This window comes from Actinospica sp., from assembly GCF_035552695.1.
Lineage (GTDB): Bacteria > Actinomycetota > Actinomycetes > Streptomycetales > Catenulisporaceae > Actinospica.
Map to the genome: position 1 here is coordinate 1 of NZ_DASZKT010000137.1, position 15,563 is coordinate 15,563.

Sequence of the window (15,563 nt, forward strand, 5' to 3'; positions counted from 1 at the left end):
GGACGCGCTCCCAGCCGATGAGGCAGACGAACCCGGCGACCGGCAGGCCGACCACGAACGTCCAGAACGACGCCTTCTCCCACCAGCCCGGGTCACCGGGCCCCAGCCAGCCGATCAGCGGCTGGCCCGGATAGCCCGGGATCTGCGGCCGCAGCATGTCGATCACGACCTGGATGCCGTACGCCAGCGACATGAGCGCCGCGATGATCAGCACGGCCTTCATCCGGCCGTCGGTCGGCCGGGAGACGGGGCGGGGCTTGGGCATCGGCGCGGGCGCGGGACCGGGCGGGGGCGCGAAAGTCGGCTGGTAGCTCATCGCCGGGCCGCCGTCGCGGTCGCGGTCGCATCCGAAGGCGCGGCCACCGCCGTCGTCCGCGCGACGTGCGCGTCGTTCCCGGTCACCTGCGATGCCGAGCTCGGGTGCCGGCCGAGGCCGAAGTTCACCACGAGGGCGAAGACCGCCAGGAACGCGGCCGCGACGGCGTAGCCGATCAACACCCTCAGGTGCGGTTCACGCTGGTAACCGCGCGGTTCCCGGATTGCAGGCGGCGACGAGTACGCCATGACCTCTCCTCAGCGCTCGAACACAGGGGTCTGCTTCGCGCTGAGAGTAGATCCGGGCTGTCGGGACCGGTCCCTCGAAACCTAGGCGGCGGCTCGCGCCAGGGCCAGCCGGCGCACGTCGAGGATGACGCCGGACTGCTGGTCGAAGGAGTCGAAGCGGACGCGACGCTCGTCCACGCCGAGGTCGATCAGGCGGGCCGCGGTGCCCGCGACCATCGGGCCCGAGCCGGCGATGAAGATGTCGTGGCGGGTCCAGTCGTCGTGCTCCATCGCCTGGCGCTGCAGCACGTCCGCGAGCAAGCCGCGCTCGCCGCGGAAGCGGTAGTCCTCCGACACGCACGGCACGACGCGCAGCCACGGATCCCGGCGAACCAGCGCGGCGAGCCGATCCATGGCGTACAAGTCCTCCGCTCGGCGTACCCCGAAATAGAGATGCACCCGGCGGTGGTCATTCCAGCGGCTCAATTCCTCGGCGATGGCGAGCATCGGAGCGATGCCGGTACCGCCGCCGACGAGCAGGATGTCGCGCTGCGAGCGGGGGTCGCAGACCATGGACCCGACCGGGGGACCGAGGCGCACGGTGTCGCCGACGTAGGTGTGGTGAACGAGCGCGGAGGACACCCAGCCCGCGTCGATCGCCTTGATGTGCAAAGAGATCAGGCCGTCGGGGGAGGGCGCGTTGGCTATCGAGTACGGTCGCCAGACCCGCGGCCAGCGCAGCGTCTCCACGGATGCGTACTGGCCCGACCGGTAGGGATACGGCGAATCCGGCTCCAGTGTGACGACGGCCGTTGAGCCGTTCGGACGTACGTGCCCGACGACGCGCGCGGCCCACCACGGCGGCGCGGTGCGAGCCGCCTCGTTGGCCGCCTCCACCATGAGCCCGGCGACGCGCTGGAACGCGGCGTACCAGCAGCCGTCCATCTCGGCCGTCCAGCGCGGACCGGCGAACCTGCGCAGCGTGCTCAGCAGGCACTGGCCGACGACGGCGTAATGCTCGGGGCGCACCCCGAAGCGGCGGTGGTCACGGCCGAGTTGCCGCACGTACTCGTCCAGCGCCTCGGTGTCGTGGGCGCGGTGCACGAGCGTGACCAGGGCGGTGATCAGCCGGTCCCGGTGGGCGTCCATCATCGGCGGGAACAGATCCCGCAGCGCCGGGTCCTCCAGGAACAGCAACGCGTAGAAGTGGCTCGCCAGTTTGTCGGCCTCGGCCTCGACGAGCGCGAACGACTCCTGGATCAGGCGGGGGTCGAAGGGCTTCGGCATCCGTGGGTCCCCTCGTCATCGGTGTCTTCGTCTCCGTCCGGCGGACAGCCAGTCGGCCGGACGGTGATCCTCACGCTAGGTCATATCTCGGCTACGCGTGGTCCATTCGGTTGAATTCGCTGGCCCACGCCATGCCCTGTGCGCGGCCGAATGGGGTTCCGACGCATCCCAGCGCGCTGGTTGAGTGACCGAGCGTGAGCGACGTCACTCGACGCGGCCCGGTGCGTGGTGGAAGGATCGGCGGCATGACTACCGCTCTCATCACCGGCGGCACGGCGGGCATCGGACGCGCGTTCGCCGACAAGTTCGCGGCGCTCGGCTACGACCTCGTACTCGTCGCGCGCAACCAGGAACGGCTCGACGCGACGGCCGGGGAGCTGCGCGGCGAGTCGGCCGGAACCGATGAGGAGCGGCAGCGGGCCGAGCGCCGGGTTGAGACGCTCAGCGCGGACCTGGCGACGGTGCAGGGCCGGGCGCTGGTCGAGGAGCGGCTGGCGGAGAAGGATCGGCCGGTGGACATCCTCGTCAACAACGCGGGATTCGGCATCGCCCACTCGTTCCGCTCCGGCTCGCTGGAGGAAGAGGAGCGGCTGATCGACGTGCACGTCCGCGCGGTGCTGCGGCTCACGCACGCGGCGCTGCCCGGGATGGTGCTGCGCGGGAAAGGATCCGTGATCAACGTCGCGTCGGTGGCGGCCTTCGTCCCGCGCGGCACGTACAGCGCGGCGAAGGCCTGGACCGTCAGCTTCAGCGAGTCGGTGGCGGCCGAGCTGAACGGCACCGGCGTGCGCTGCATGGCCCTGTGCCCGGGCTTCACGCACACCGAATTCCATGATCGCGCCGAGGTTGACCCGCAGCAGATCCCCAACTGGATGTGGCTCGACGCCGACGAGGTGGTCGACGCCGCGATCGACGACCTTCGCAAGGGCCTGACTGTCAGCGTGCCGAGCATCAAGTACAAGGCGCTGGTCGGCGTCAGCAAGATCGTTCCACGCCGCCTGAGCACCCGGGTGAGCCGCGGCGTCTCGAAGCGCTGGTAACACTGGTGACGGCGCGTCGGCGGCCGGGCTCCGACACCCGGCCGCCGACCCTGCGATCACTTCGTGAAGTAGTGCCCCGCCTCGAGGTCCTCGATCAGGCCCACGTGCTCCGGGCGCCAGCCGAGCCACTCACGGGTGAGTGCGCTGGACGCGGGGTTGTCGATCGCCGCGAAGTGCGCGAACCAGCCGAAGTAGCCCTCGACTTCGTCGGGGGCGAGGGACTTGACCGGGAGGCCGAGCCCCGCGCCGATGGTCTCCGCGATCTGGCGGAACGGGATGCCCTGCTCGTCGGTGGCGTGCAGACGACGACCCGCGGGCGCCGACTCGAACGCCAGCCGGAACAGCCGGGCGGCGTCGAAGCGGTGCACGGAGGGCCAGACGTTCGCGCCCTCGCCGATGTACGCCGCGGCGCCGTTCTGGCGCGCGAACTCGATCAGCTGCGGGACGAAGCCGTGGTCGCCCTCACCGTGCACGCTCGGGGCGAGCCGGATCGCCGTCGCGCGCACGCCGCGGTCGGCGAACTCGAGCGCGGTCTGCTCCGAGACGCGCGGGATCGGCGGCGGGTTGGGTGCGTCGGTCTCCTCGGTGATGAGAGTGCCTTGGCTGATCAGGCCGGTGCCCGAGGCGACCACGAGCGGCCGGCCGGACCCGGCCAGCACCTCGCCGAACGTCTTGATGGCCACCCGGTCCGCCTCGCCCGACGCGGCGAAGTCGGCGAAGTCGTGGATGAACGCGGTGTGGATCACGCCGTCCGCCGCGTCCGCCGCGGCACGCAGAATGTCCAGGTCGTGCAGCGTGCCGCGGGCGACCTCTGCCCCGGTCGCGGCGAGCGACGCGGCCCCCTCGTCCGAGCGGGCCAGGCCGACGACCTCGTGCCCGGCGTCGAGCAGGTCGCGGACGACGGCGGAACCGATGAAGCCGGTCGCGCCGGTGACGAATACGCGCATGATTTCTTCCCTCGATGAAGATCGCTGAAGCTGTCGTGCTTGCCCTTCCACGATGCGCGCCGCGGGTCGCCGCCGTCCAAGTCCTGTTCCGAGTCGGTTCATACGTATCAGGCATCATCCCAGTTAGAACGATATTCTCGATGACAGAGGTGACAGAACGAGATACCATTCCCGTATGACAGATTCGTCATCGCCCGAGCCGGAGTCGGGGCGCGCCGCGGACCTCGATCTGCGGCTGGTGCGCTACTTCACCGTCGTCGCCGAGCAGCGGCACTTCGGCCGCGCCGCGGAGGCGCTGCACGTCGCCCAACCGTCCCTCAGCCGCCAGATCGCCCGCCTCGAACAGACGATCGGCGCCCGCCTGCTGGACCGGACGACGCAGGGCACGAAGCTGACCGAGGCCGGGGAGGTCTTCCTGCCGCAGGCCAAGTCCCTGCTGCGCTCGGCCGCCCAGGCCACCGCGCGGGCCAGGGCCGCGGCGGAGCCGAGCCGGATCACGATCGGCTACATGACCGGGATCATCGTCACCCCCGCGGTCCGCGAGCTCCGTCGTCAGCATCCTGACGCCGACGTGCACACCGTGCACGTGGACTGGAACGAGTCGCGCGACGCGCTGCTCGACCACCGGTTGGACGCGGCGGTCGCCCGGCTGCCCTTCCCGACCGACCAGTTGAACGTCACGATCCTCTACGACGAGCCGCGGGTCGTGATCGTGCCGCTGCAGCACCGGCTGGCGGGCAAGGAGTACGTCACTCTCGCGGACATCGCGGACGAGCCGATGCCCCGGGTTCGCGGCTCCGACCCGGCCTGGTCGGCCTTCTGGCGCATCGAGCCGCGGCCGGACGGCCGCCGGGTCCTGGACGGTCCGATCGTCGACGCCATGGAGGACAAGTTCGAGGTCGTCGCGGCGGGTGAGGCCGTGGCCATCGGCGCGGGCGTCGCGCACAACTCGCTGCGACCCGATCTGACGGCGATTCCGCTGGAGGGCGTCGAGCCCGTGCACGTCGTGCTCGCCACCCGCGCCGACGATCGGTCCCGCCTGGTCGCGGCCTTCCGCAAGATCGCGTCGGCCCAGCTCACCGGCCCGGAACCGCGCGTCCGCCACTAGACTCGGCGGGTGCGCATCACTCGGTGGATCCCGCGGCGCGTGCTCGGCAGCCCGCTCGTGTCCGCGGCCGGGCGACAGGTGTTCCCGCGCGTCGACGGGACCCTGCAGCGGGCCACGCACGGACGGGCCTCGCTCGCCCGCGCGCTCGGGATCCCGTTGATGCTGCTGGAGACGACCGGGCGGCGGACCGGCCGGCCGCGCGTCACGCCGCTGACCTTCGCGACGCAGGGCACGGATTTCCTCGTCGCCGGCTCGAACTGGGGGCAGGAGCGCCAGCCCGGATGGGCGCTCAACCTCGGCGCGACGCCCGAGGCCGTCGTATCGCTGAACGGCGAGCGCATCCCGGTGCGCGCCCGGCGGCTGGCGGACCCGGAGCGCGCGACGGCCTGGTCGCTACTGCTCGAGGTCTGGCCCGCGTACGACGAATACGCCGAACGGGTGCAGGCCACGTCCGGCCGGGAGATCATGGTCTTTCGATTGGAGCGCTCATGGTGACGATCACCGTGGTACCGGCGAACGAGGCGTCCTGGAACGATCTGCAGACGATCTTCGGCGAACGCGGCGAGGCCCACCGCTGCCAGTGCCAGTGGTTCAAAGTGCCCGCCGCGGAGTGGCGTGCGCTGAGCGTCGAGGACCGCGCCGAGGGGCTACGCGCCCAAACGGAGTGCGGTTACCCCGACGCCGGTACGACAAGTGGGCTGATCGCGTACCTAGACGACGAGCCGGTCGGCTGGTGTGCGGTCGAGCCGCGCACCGAGTACCCGCGCCTGCTGCGCAGCCGCGTCCCCTGGTCCGGCCGCGAGGAGTCCAGAACCGACGAGACGGTGTGGGCCGTCACCTGCTTCGTGACGCGCACGGGCTTTCGCCGACAGGGCGTCAGCAAGGCCCTCACCGCGGCCGCGGTGGATTTCGCCCGAAAGCGCGGTGCGCGAGCGATCGAGGGCTACCCGATCGCCACCAAGCCCGGCCAGGAGTTCTCCTGGGGCGAACTGTACGTCGGCAGCCGCAGCACGTTCGTCGCCGCCGGATTCCGCCAGGTCAGCCGACCCACGGAACGCCGCGTAGTAATGCGCATCGACTTCGACGAGACCTGACGACCCCGCGCCCGCAACGCCGCTCGAAGCGACGCACGGGCCCGAGTCGCGATCCGCGTGGGATCGGCTCAGTCTGCTTCGGATCGTGTCAGTGCGGGTCACCCCTGATCAGCCCGGTTCAATCTTGATCAGTGCGGTTCAGTCTTCTGCGGTCAGCGCGTGGGGTCGCGTTCGGCGAGCGATCCCGCGTCGGCTCGGATCAGTCCACTTCGGATCGTGTCAGTGCGTGTCCGTGCGGGTCAGCCCGGTTCAGCCATGATCAGTGTGGTTCAGTCTTCTGCGGTCAGTGCGGGTCAGACCTGATCAGTCTCCTGCGGTCAGCGCCGTCAGCAGCCGCCGGAGTGAGTCCAGTCGCGCCGGGTCGACGCCCTCGGTTTCGTCGAGCTTGCAGTCTGGGGCGTCTGCCATGTGCGTGCAGCCGCGCGGGCACTCGGCCGTGATCGCCGCGAGGTCGGGGAAGGCCGCCACCACCGCGTCCGGCGAGACGTGCGCTAGGCCGAACGAGCGTACTCCGGGGGTATCGATCACCCATCCGCCCGCGAACTCGTCCGTCTCCGGCAGCCGCAGTGCCACCGCCGAGGTCGAGGTGTGTCGCCCCCGGCCGGTCACGTCGTTGACCACGCCTGTCACCCGGTCCGCGCCCGGAATCAGCGCGTTGACGAGCGTGCTCTTGCCGACACCCGAATGGCCTACCAGGATGCTCATCTTCCCGGCGAGCTCCCGCCGCAGCTCAGTCAGGTCGCCGGTGCGTTCGGTCACCACGACCGTTACGCCGATCGGCTCATACGCGGCCAGCAGCGCGCCGGGATCGGCGAGGTCCGCCTTGGTCAGGCACAGCACCGTGGACAGTCCCGCCTCCAGCGCCGCGACGAGGCAGCGGTCGATCATCCGCGGTCGCGGCTCCGGATCGGCCAGCGCGGTGACGATCACGAGCTGGTCCGCGTTGGCGACGAGCACGCGCTCGACGGGGTCGGTGTCGTCCGCCGTACGCCGCAGCACGTGCTGTCTCGGCTGAACCCGCACGACGCGCGCGAGGGAGTCCGGACCGCCGCGCATGTCGCCGACCAGCGACACCCGGTCGCCGACGACCACGCCCTTGCGGCCCAGCTCGCGCGCCTTCATCGCGGTCACCTCGGCGCCCTCGCGCTCGCCGGACTGCACGAGGCAGGTGTAGCGGCCGCGGTCCACGGCCAGCACCATCGCGTCGGCGGCGTCCTCCTGCGCGGGACGGATCTTCGAGCGGGGACGCGAACCGCGCGGATTCGCCCGGACGCGGACATCGTCCTCGTCGAAGTCCCGGCCACGCCTCACCACGAGGCAGCTCCAGCCGAAGCAACCCCAGCCGAAGCAACGACGACCCCACACGCGGCAGACCCGGGCAAAGCGGCCCCGGACACGGCGGCCCCGGACACACCAGACCCGGGCACAGCAGATCCGGACACACCAGACCCGCCCGAGAACGCGTCGCGCTCATCCGAGCCAACGCCACTGCCAGTGCCACAGCCAATGCCCCCACAGCCGCTGCCAACGCCGCCGTCAGTGCCGCTGCCAACGCCACTGCTACCGCCACGGAACTCGACACAGCGTCCGTCCCGGCGCCTGATCCTGCGGCCAGGCCTGTTCGGACGCACGCCGCGCTCGCTCACGCCGCGTAGTCCGTCCCGGCGAGCAGCGCCGCCCAGCGTCCGGGGAAGTCCGGCAGCGTCTTGCCGGTCGTCGCCACGTCCTGCACCTGCACGCCCGGCACCGCGAGCCCGAGCACCGCACCGGCGGTCGCCAGCCGGTGGTCCTCGTACGTGTGGAACACCCCGCCGTGCAGCGGCGCCGGCTCGATCAGCAGCTCCTCCGGCAGCTCCTTCACCCTGCCGCCGAGGCCGTTGATCTCCGCGGCGATCGCGGCGAGCCGGTCGGTCTCGTGCAGCCGGATGTGGCCGATGCCGCGCAGCCGCGAGGGGCCGTCGGCGAGGGCCGCGAGGGCCGCGATGGTCGGCGTCAGCTCGGCCTCGTCGGCCAGGTCGAGGTCGATCCCGTGGATGGTCGCCGAGCCCCGGCACTCGAGTCCGGCCTCGGTGAACTCGAACGAGGCCCCCATCAGCGTCAGGATCTCGCGGAGCCGGTCGCCGGGCTGCGAGGTCGCCCGCGGCCAGTCGGCGATCGTCACCGTGCCGCCGGTGACCAGGGCCGCGGCCAGAAACGGGGCCGCGTTCGACAGGTCGGGCTCGATGGTCTGGGTGACCGGCTTGATCGCGCCGGGCCGCACCCGCCAGCGCTCCGGCTCCGAGTCGTCCACCTCGACGCCCGCCGCGCGCACCATCTGCACCGCCATCGCGATGTACGGCAGCGAGGGCAGTCGGCCGCCCACGTGCCGCACGTCCACGCCCTCGTCGAAGCGCGCGCCGCTGAGCAGCAGCGCCGAGACGAACTGCGAGCTGGACGACGCGTCGATCTCCACGGCGCCACCGCGCAGTCCGCCCGCGCCGCGCACGGCCAGCGGGAAGTGGCCCGGATTCGCGGCGTCGTCGATCTCGGCGCCGAGCGTGCGCAGCGCGTCCACCAGCGGGCCGACCGGACGTTCGTGCGAGCGCGGGTCCCCGTCGAAGCGCACCGGGCCGTCGGCCAGCGCGGCGATCGGCGGCACGAAACGCATCACCGTGCCCGCGGCGCCCATGTCCACCTCGGTGCCGCCGGTCACCCGCTCCGCTGGCGTGACCAGCCAGGATCCGTCCAAGCCGTCCTCGCCGGCGTCGTCGATCTCCGCGCCGAGCGCGCGCAGCGCCCCGGCCATCAACAGCGAGTCCCGGCTGCGCAGCGGCCGATAGAGCGTGGACGGGCCGTCGGCCAACGCCGCCAGCACCAGCGCGCGGTTCGTCGCGGACTTCGACCCCGGCACCGTCACCCGGGCGCGGATCGGTTCAGCGGCGGCCGGCGCGTCCCACAGCTCGTCTCTGCTCATGAACCCAAGCGTATCGGGGATGATGGGTGACATGTGCGGGAGATACGTGGTGGCGACGCCGTACCGGCAGATGGAGCTGGACTTCCAGGCCGTGGCAGGGGACGAATTCGCCGCGGGCTACGCCGCCAGCTACAACGTGGCCCCGACGGACCCGGTGCCGGTCGTCTGGCAGCGCCGCGAGGACGAGGGCGAGCGGCTTCTCGGCGCTGCGCGCTGGGGGCTGATCCCGTACTGGGCCAAGGACCCGGGCATCGGCGTGCGGGCGTTCAACGCGCGGATCGAGTCCGCCGCGGAGAAGCCGATGTTCCGCGACTCCTTCGCCAAGCGCCGCTGCGTGCTGCCCGCGGACGGCTACTACGAGTGGAAGAAGGAGGCCGGCCGGAAGCAGCCGTTGTTCATCCACGCCGAGAACGGCAGGCAGCTCGCCCTCGCCGGTCTCTACGAGCGCTGGATCGACCCCGAGGGCCGTCCGCTCTTCTCCGTCTCCGTCCTCACCGGCCCCGCGCTCGGCCGGTTCACCGAGATCCACGACCGGATGCCGCTGACGATCGCCCGCGACACGATCGACGCGTGGCTGGACCGGGACGTCCGGGACGCTGACCAGGTGCGTTCCTTACTCGACCTGGCCACCGTGCCCGCGTGGGCCGCGCGCCCGGTCGGCCCGGAGGTCGGCAACGTGCGCAACAACGGGCCCGAGCTGATCCGGGAATTAACCGACCCCGGCACGCTGTTCTAGACCACGTGCCTGGATTGATGACGAGAACGCCCGTGCAGTCGGACCATGACCTGTTCATGAAGCCTCGACTCGTTGCCCCGACCCCGCAGCGGCTAGAGTCGGGTGGGGCCAAGGTGGTCGACGCCGCTTGGGAGCGTCGTGGCCTTGCCCTGGACACGGAGGTTGCAACAGGCGTGGGCATGATCGCCGACCACGGCCGTCCGACCGCGTCGCAGGACGCCGAGGATACGCTGAACGCTGCCGCCGAACAGAGGACGTCCGCCGCGCCGGAGGGGGAGACCCCCGCGCAGCGCGACGCCCGGTTCGAGCGGGACGCGATGCAGTACCTCGACGCCCTCTACTCGGCCGCGCTGCGGATGACCCGCAACCCGGCCGACGCCGAGGACTTGGTGCAGGAGACCTACGCCAAGGCGTACGCGTCCTTCCACCAGTTCCGGCCGGGCACCAACCTCAAGGCCTGGATGTACCGCATCCTGACGAACACGTTCATCAACGGCTACCGGAAGAAGCAGCGCGAGCCGCTGTCCGCCGGCAGTGACGAGATCGAGGACTGGCAGCTGCACCGCGCCGAGTCGCACACCTCCAGCGGGCTGCGCTCGGCCGAGGTCGAGGCGCTCGACCACCTGCCCGACTCGGACGTGAAGCAGGCGCTGCAGTCCATCGGCGAGGACTTCCGGATGGCCGTGTACCTCGCCGACGTCGAGGGCTTCCCGTACAAGGAGATCGCGGACATCATGGGTACGCCCATCGGCACTGTGATGTCCCGGTTGCACCGGGGACGGCGCCAGCTGCGGGAACTGCTGGGCGACTACGCGAAGCAAAGGGGCTTCGGCGGCGAGAGCGAGAAGGAGACGGTGTCATGAGCTGCGGCCACCCGCACGACGACTGCGCGTCGGTGCTCGAACACGTCTACGAGTACATCGATCACGAGATGGCCGACGACGACCTCGCCACGGTCAAGCAGCATCTCGACGACTGCACCCCGTGCCTCGCCGAATACGGGCTGGAGCAGGCGGTCAAGGCCCTGGTGCACCGGTGCTGCTCGGAGGTCGCGCCGGAGGACCTGCGCGTGAAGGTGCTCTCCAAGATCCGCCAGGTGCAGGCGGGCGCCGCGGCCGACGCCGGCTGCGGCGGTCCCGAAGCCGACGCCGCGGACGTCCCGGCGGGCGCGAAGCAGGCCTCGGCGCTGTCCTGACGCGCCGTCCTGACCCGCCCCGACGGCGTTCACCGCTCGTCGCAATGCCCTGAGCCGTGGCCCGCGGGACGCCGTTCGGCGCCGTACCGTGACGCCGGGGTGACCGAACGCTCACGACGCGCCGACCAGCGCACTCGACGTTCGCTCAATGAAATGAATTCCTCACGACTACGCCCCCTCGCGGCGTCTATGCTCAGTACGCTTAGCCGGTAGTCCGATCGGAGAGACCGATCGACGGGGCTGGCGAGGACGGGCCGGATGCCGCAGCGCGCACGGTACTTCTTCACCGCCGTGATCGCCGCGGCGGCGGTGGCCGCCGCGTGCGTGCTGCCGGGCACCGACTGGGCGAACGTGCCCCGTGCCCCCTTCCTGGTCCTGCTGCTGCTGCAGGTGCTGCTCAATCTGACGATCCGGCTGCCGGACACCCAGGAGAGCCCCGCGGGCCCCGCGATGGTCTCGGTGCTGCTGGCCTCGATCGTGCTGCTGCCGCCCGGTGCCGCCGCGCTCACCGGAGCCGTCTCCTCCTCGTGCATGGTGCTGCGCCGCGCCCGGCCGACGCGCGTCGGCTTCGCCTGCGCGGTCGCCTTCCTGGCCGCGGCCGCGGCGGGCGAGGTGTACCACGCGGCGGACGGGCGCACCGTGCTGACCGGCTCCGACTTCCCCGGCGCGCTGGTGCCGATAGGCCTCGCCGTGCTGGTGCTCAGCGTGGTGCCGGCCGCGGTCATCGAGACGTTCCTGGTGCAGGTCGGCCGGCAGACCCAGCGTGCCGCGCTGCGCGACTTCACCCTCCGGATGGTGCCGCGCAACATCGCGTACGCCCTCGTCGGCCTGCTCACCGCGGTGCTCTGGACCGTGTCCTACGACGCGCTGGCCGCGATCGTGCTGCTCGGGCCGGTGATCGTCACGCGCTGGGCCACGGTGCAGTACGAGGAGCAGCGCACCGCGCACGACGCGATCATCAGGACCCTGGTCCAGGCCGTGGAGATCAAGGACCTCTACACCCGCGGGCACAGCGAGCGGGTGGCCAGGATCAGCGAGATGATCGCGGACGAGTTGCGGCTGCCGCCGGAGCGGGTCGAGGTGCTGCGCTACGCGGCGACGCTGCACGACGTCGGCAAACTCGGCGTGCCGACGCGGCTGCTGCGCAAGACCGAGCGACTGGACGACGAGGAGTTCGAGGAGATCCGGCTGCACCCCTCGCGCGGCGTGGAGGTGGTGCGCGACATCGCCTTCCTGGACGAGGCGTACAGCGCGATCCTGCACCACCACGAGCGGATGGACGGACTGGGCTATCCGAGTGGCCTGCGCGGTATGAGGATTCCGCCGTTCGCGCGCATCATCGCGGTGGCCGACGCCTTCGACTCGATGACCTCGACCCGGTCCTATCGCGGCGCCCGCGGCTCGGACGAGGCGCTGAACGAGCTGCGCGCCAACATGGGCACCCAGTTCGACCCGGCGATCGTGGACGCGATCGCGGCGGCGCTGTCCCGGGCCGAGCTGGCGGGACGTCCGTGGCGCGGCGACGGTACCGCGTGCCCGGGCGCCCGCGGCGGCCAGCCGGAGCTCGCGGAGCTGCCGCCGGGAGCGGTGGTCGCGCAGTTCGACCACGACGACCCCGCGTATCAGCTCCTTGCCGTGGACGTCGAGGGCGCCGAGAAGCCGCAGACCGATGACTACGCGTCCGGCAGCGAGCCGCCGACCGATGAGTCCGCCGAGCGTGAGCCGGCGGTCGACGAAACGTCGGGCGGCGACAACCCGGTCCCGGACGTCTCGCTTCCGGCCGCAACCCTTCCGGACGCGGCGCTCCCCGACGCGGTGCTCCCGGACCCAGTGCTTCCAGACGCCGTGCTTCCGGACCCGAAGCAGCCCCCTGCCCCGCGCGACGAGCTGCGTCTCGCCCCCTTCCGTCCCGAGCTGAACCTCCCGACGCAGACCAAGCGCGAGCCGAAGAACGACCGCGCCGCGGACCGAGCCGCGGACCTGGCCACCGAGCGCGGCACCGACCGCGACACCCCGACGAACACGGGCCCTGAGACGGAGGGCAGATGAGCGGCGCCCTCCGGTACTTCACCCGATCGCGTCACGAATCGGGACCCGCGCGGACGCAGACTCCGCCGCGGCACCACTTCGTCGCCACTCCGGTGCTGCTCGGCTGCCTGCTCGTCGCTGGCGTGCTGGCGGCCATGCTCAAGCTGTTCGTGCGCGGTCCCGTGCAGATGTCGGACGCGCTCGCGTTCGGCGCCGTCATAGTGCTCGGCGAAGCCCTGCGGATCACGCTGCCTGGCGGCCGGGACAACGCCCCGTTGGCCGCCACCGCCGGGCTCGGCTACGCGCTGACCACGTCCATCGGCGGGCGGCCCGCGATGTGGGGCCCGGTGCAGGTGATCGTCGTGGTCGCGGTCGCCGCCGTGATCGGCTCGGTGCCGCAGGCGATCGCCGGACGGCCCGCTCCGATCGGATACCTCGTTCGGCGCATTGGTGTGACCGGCATCGTGGCCTGGCTCCTCCGTACGGTCCTGGCGCCCGAGATCGCCACGGCCACCCGCACCGAACTGCTCCTGCTGCTCAGCGCGATGGCCATCCTCGCGCTGCTGATGGACCCGGCTTTGGCGGCCGTGTTCGCGACATCCTCCGGCTACTACGCCACCGGCTCGCTGCTCAGCCACTCCGAGTACGGCGACTCCTCCGTCGAGCACGGACGGCCCGCCGAGTCCGCCGCCGCGCCCCGGACGAGCCTGCGGCGGCTGCTCGACACCTGGTTCGAGGAATGCGTGGCGACGGCGCGGATCTGCCCGGCGGTCGCCGCACTCTCCGTCGCGGTCGCGCTCGCCGCCGACCCGCTCGGCCTGTGGGTGCTGCCGATCGCCGCCGCGCCGGTGCTCGTCATGCAGCGCGCGCTGCGCCGCTACTCCGCGATCCGCGCCACCTACCAGCAGACGATCCGCGCGTTGTCCCGGATGACCGACCTCGCCGGGTACACCGACCCGGGCCACGCGCGCCGCGTGTGCCGGCTGGCCCTCGCCATCGGCCGCGACCTGGACCTGACCGAGCCGGAGCTGCTCGACCTCGAATACGCGGCGCTGCTGCACGACATCGGCCAGCTCTCGCTCGCCGACCCGCTGCCCGGCGGCGCGACCGTGCTGGCCACGCCGTGGGTCGCGGCCGAGGTGGCGGCGCGCGGCGCGGAGGTGGTGCGGGAGACCGGCGTGCTCGACCGGGTCGCCCGGGTGCTTGAGGCCCAGCCGCTGTCCTACCGCGCCCAGCTCGCCGTCTCGGAGGCCGCCGTCGGCGAGGACGAGGCGATCGGCGACGAGAGCGAGCGGCGGGCCGCCGCGATCCTGCGCGTGGCCAACGACTTCGAGGACCTGCGCACCGCGGAGCCCGGACCGTCCGCGCACGTCAGTGCCCTGGCACGGATCCGCCGCGGGATTGGGGACCCGTACGACCCGCGCGCCGTCGAATCGCTCACCCGGCTGGTCTCGGTCGAGTAGGCCGCAGCCTGCGCTGGGAATCCGCGCTTGTCAATGCGCGCCCGGTACCGCCTTCGTTGATCCGATTGGTCGCCGCCGTTCGTCCGGCCGGGCGGCCCGAGTTGGTACTGTTCAGACTATGAGCGAAGTGGTCCGGGCGGAGATGGTGGCGAACGTCGCCGAGGTGCACGTCAAGGTCGGCGACAAGGTCGAGGCCGGGACCGCGCTGGTGCTGCTGGAGTCGATGAAGATGGAGATCCCGGTGCTCTGCGAGGGCCCCGGCACGGTGACCGATGTCCAGGTCGTGCCCGGTGACGTGATCCAGGAGGGCGACGTCATCGCCGTCCTCGGCTGACGCGGCCCGAAGCCCCGATCATGCCCATGCCCACGCCCGACCCCGCCGCCGTTCCCGCGAACTCGCCGACTTCTGAAATCCCCTACTGTGGCCACTGCGGCGAGCCCGCCGCGTCCCCGCACCCGGCGTGCGTCGCCCGGCTGAGCCTCGAGCCGCCGCGCTACTGCCCGCAGTGCCGCAGGCGTCTGGTCGTCCAGGTGCTGCCCACCGGCTACCGGGCCCGCTGCTCCGCCCACGGCGACCTGGCCTAGTCCCTCTGGCGTTCCCTCTGGCGAAGTCCCTGTTCTAGGCCGTCGCCGCGCCCCTACAGTTCCAGCGCGTACGCGCGCAGCACCAAGTCCAGGTCCGACCGCGGACGCCAGTCCCGCTCCGGCACGCGGGTGAACCCGAGCCGGTCGTACAGGCGGTGCGCGGCGAGGTGCTGCGGGCCGGTCGAGAGCACCAGCCGCGTCGCTCCGGCCCGCTTCGCACGGTCGATACACGCGCGGACGAGCGACTCGCCGACGCCGCGTCCGCGTGCCGGATCCGCCGTCGCCAGCATGCGGAACTCCACCTCGTCGCCCGTCGCCAGATCCCGCCAGGGTGATCCGGGGCCGGCGAAGACGACGGTGCCGAGCAGGTCTTCCGGCTCCTCGGCACCGTCGTCGAACGCGACGAGCAGCGTGGTGCCGGGCGACTCCCAGCGGGACCGGGCATCGCGCAGCACCTGCACGTACTCCGGACCGGCCAGGTTCTCCGACTCGTACACCTCGGCCGTCAGCTCGCCGATCCGCTCAAGCTCGGCTTCCCGCGCCGCACGCACCACCAGATCCATGCCGCAGATCCTACGTGGTCA

Annotated in this window: 17 protein-coding genes and 1 pseudogene; 11 read left to right on the forward strand and 7 right to left on the reverse strand. The window is 71.7% G+C overall.

Going from position 1 to position 15,563, the window contains the following annotated elements; translation table 11 throughout:
• The 3 genes and pseudogenes from VG296_RS17485 to VG296_RS17495 all read right to left on the reverse strand — a co-directional run.
• Positions 1-316: pseudogene (locus VG296_RS17485) on the reverse strand (hypothetical protein); the annotation flags it as partial.
• Positions 313-564 (reverse strand): hypothetical protein, encoded by a 252-nt coding sequence (locus tag VG296_RS17490; protein WP_325566811.1) that lies wholly within the window; start codon positions 562-564, stop codon positions 313-315. The gene VG296_RS17490 and the pseudogene VG296_RS17485, both read right to left, overlap by 4 nt.
• 81 nt (positions 565-645) lie before the next feature.
• Positions 646-1,830, reverse strand: a complete 1,185-nt coding sequence (locus tag VG296_RS17495) for a globin domain-containing protein (protein ID WP_325566812.1) — start codon at positions 1,828-1,830, stop codon at positions 646-648.
• 245 nt (positions 1,831-2,075) lie between these two features.
• On the opposite strand from VG296_RS17495, the gene VG296_RS17500 reads away from it, so the two are divergent.
• Entirely contained in the window at positions 2,076-2,870 is a 795-nt protein-coding gene (locus VG296_RS17500; protein ID WP_325566813.1) for an SDR family oxidoreductase, read from the forward strand.
• 56 nt (positions 2,871-2,926) lie between these two features.
• Here the strand turns inward: VG296_RS17500 and VG296_RS17505 are convergent, their stop codons facing one another.
• On the reverse strand, positions 2,927-3,817 hold the full coding sequence (locus tag VG296_RS17505; RefSeq protein ID WP_325566814.1) for an SDR family oxidoreductase: 891 nt from the start codon (positions 3,815-3,817) through the stop codon (positions 2,927-2,929).
• Positions 3,818-3,992: 175 nt separating this feature from the next.
• Between VG296_RS17505 and VG296_RS17510 the strand changes: the two genes are divergently transcribed.
• The 3 genes from VG296_RS17510 to VG296_RS17520 are packed head-to-tail and all read left to right on the forward strand — an operon-like array spanning position 3,993 to position 6,019.
• On the forward strand, positions 3,993-4,925 hold the full coding sequence (locus VG296_RS17510) for a LysR family transcriptional regulator (protein ID WP_325566815.1): 933 nt from the start codon (positions 3,993-3,995) through the stop codon (positions 4,923-4,925).
• Positions 4,926-4,934: 9 nt separating this feature from the next.
• Positions 4,935-5,420 carry a nitroreductase/quinone reductase family protein gene (locus VG296_RS17515; RefSeq protein WP_325566816.1) on the forward strand — a complete coding sequence of 162 codons (486 nt, stop codon included), beginning with the start codon at positions 4,935-4,937 and terminating at the stop codon, positions 5,418-5,420.
• Entirely contained in the window at positions 5,414-6,019 is a 606-nt protein-coding gene (locus VG296_RS17520) for a GNAT family N-acetyltransferase (RefSeq protein WP_325566817.1), read from the forward strand. The genes VG296_RS17515 and VG296_RS17520 overlap by 7 nt, the downstream gene beginning before the upstream one ends.
• A gap of 303 nt (positions 6,020-6,322) precedes the next feature.
• Here the strand turns inward: VG296_RS17520 and rsgA are convergent, their stop codons facing one another.
• The gene (rsgA, locus tag VG296_RS17525) at positions 6,323-7,333 is read right to left on the reverse strand and encodes a ribosome small subunit-dependent GTPase A (protein WP_325566818.1); all 1,011 of its coding nucleotides are present in this window, start codon (positions 7,331-7,333) and stop codon (positions 6,323-6,325) included.
• Between the two features lie 328 nt (positions 7,334-7,661).
• Positions 7,662-8,972, reverse strand: coding sequence for a 3-phosphoshikimate 1-carboxyvinyltransferase (gene aroA / locus VG296_RS17530; protein WP_325566819.1), 1,311 nt, complete (start codon positions 8,970-8,972; stop codon positions 7,662-7,664).
• Between aroA and VG296_RS17535 the strand changes: the two genes are divergently transcribed.
• The 7 genes from VG296_RS17535 (at position 8,971) to VG296_RS17565 (ending at position 14,979) form a co-directional block, all read left to right on the forward strand.
• Positions 8,971-9,708, forward strand: coding sequence for an SOS response-associated peptidase (locus VG296_RS17535; RefSeq protein WP_325566820.1), 738 nt, complete (start codon positions 8,971-8,973; stop codon positions 9,706-9,708). The genes aroA and VG296_RS17535 overlap by 2 nt on opposite strands.
• 179 nt (positions 9,709-9,887) lie before the next feature.
• Positions 9,888-10,571 (forward strand): sigma-70 family RNA polymerase sigma factor, encoded by a 684-nt coding sequence (locus VG296_RS17540; protein ID WP_325566887.1) that lies wholly within the window; start codon positions 9,888-9,890, stop codon positions 10,569-10,571.
• Entirely contained in the window at positions 10,568-10,903 is a 336-nt protein-coding gene (rsrA, locus tag VG296_RS17545) for a mycothiol system anti-sigma-R factor (protein ID WP_325566821.1), read from the forward strand. Before VG296_RS17540 ends, rsrA begins: the two co-directional genes overlap by 4 nt.
• A 258-nt stretch (positions 10,904-11,161) precedes the next feature.
• The gene (locus VG296_RS17550) at positions 11,162-12,952 is read left to right on the forward strand and encodes an HD-GYP domain-containing protein (protein WP_325566822.1); all 1,791 of its coding nucleotides are present in this window, start codon (positions 11,162-11,164) and stop codon (positions 12,950-12,952) included.
• Entirely contained in the window at positions 12,949-14,394 is a 1,446-nt protein-coding gene (locus VG296_RS17555) for a hypothetical protein (protein WP_325566823.1), read from the forward strand. The genes VG296_RS17550 and VG296_RS17555 overlap by 4 nt, the downstream gene beginning before the upstream one ends.
• A gap of 118 nt (positions 14,395-14,512) precedes the next feature.
• Positions 14,513-14,728 carry a biotin/lipoyl-binding carrier protein gene (locus VG296_RS17560; protein WP_325566824.1) on the forward strand — a complete coding sequence of 72 codons (216 nt, stop codon included), beginning with the start codon at positions 14,513-14,515 and terminating at the stop codon, positions 14,726-14,728.
• A 26-nt stretch (positions 14,729-14,754) separates the two neighbouring features.
• On the forward strand, positions 14,755-14,979 hold the full coding sequence (locus tag VG296_RS17565) for a hypothetical protein (protein WP_325566825.1): 225 nt from the start codon (positions 14,755-14,757) through the stop codon (positions 14,977-14,979).
• A gap of 53 nt (positions 14,980-15,032) precedes the next feature.
• On the opposite strand, the gene VG296_RS17570 is transcribed toward VG296_RS17565, so the two are convergent.
• On the reverse strand, positions 15,033-15,542 hold the full coding sequence (locus VG296_RS17570) for a GNAT family N-acetyltransferase (protein WP_325566826.1): 510 nt from the start codon (positions 15,540-15,542) through the stop codon (positions 15,033-15,035).
• Between the last annotated feature and the right edge of the window lie 21 nt (positions 15,543-15,563).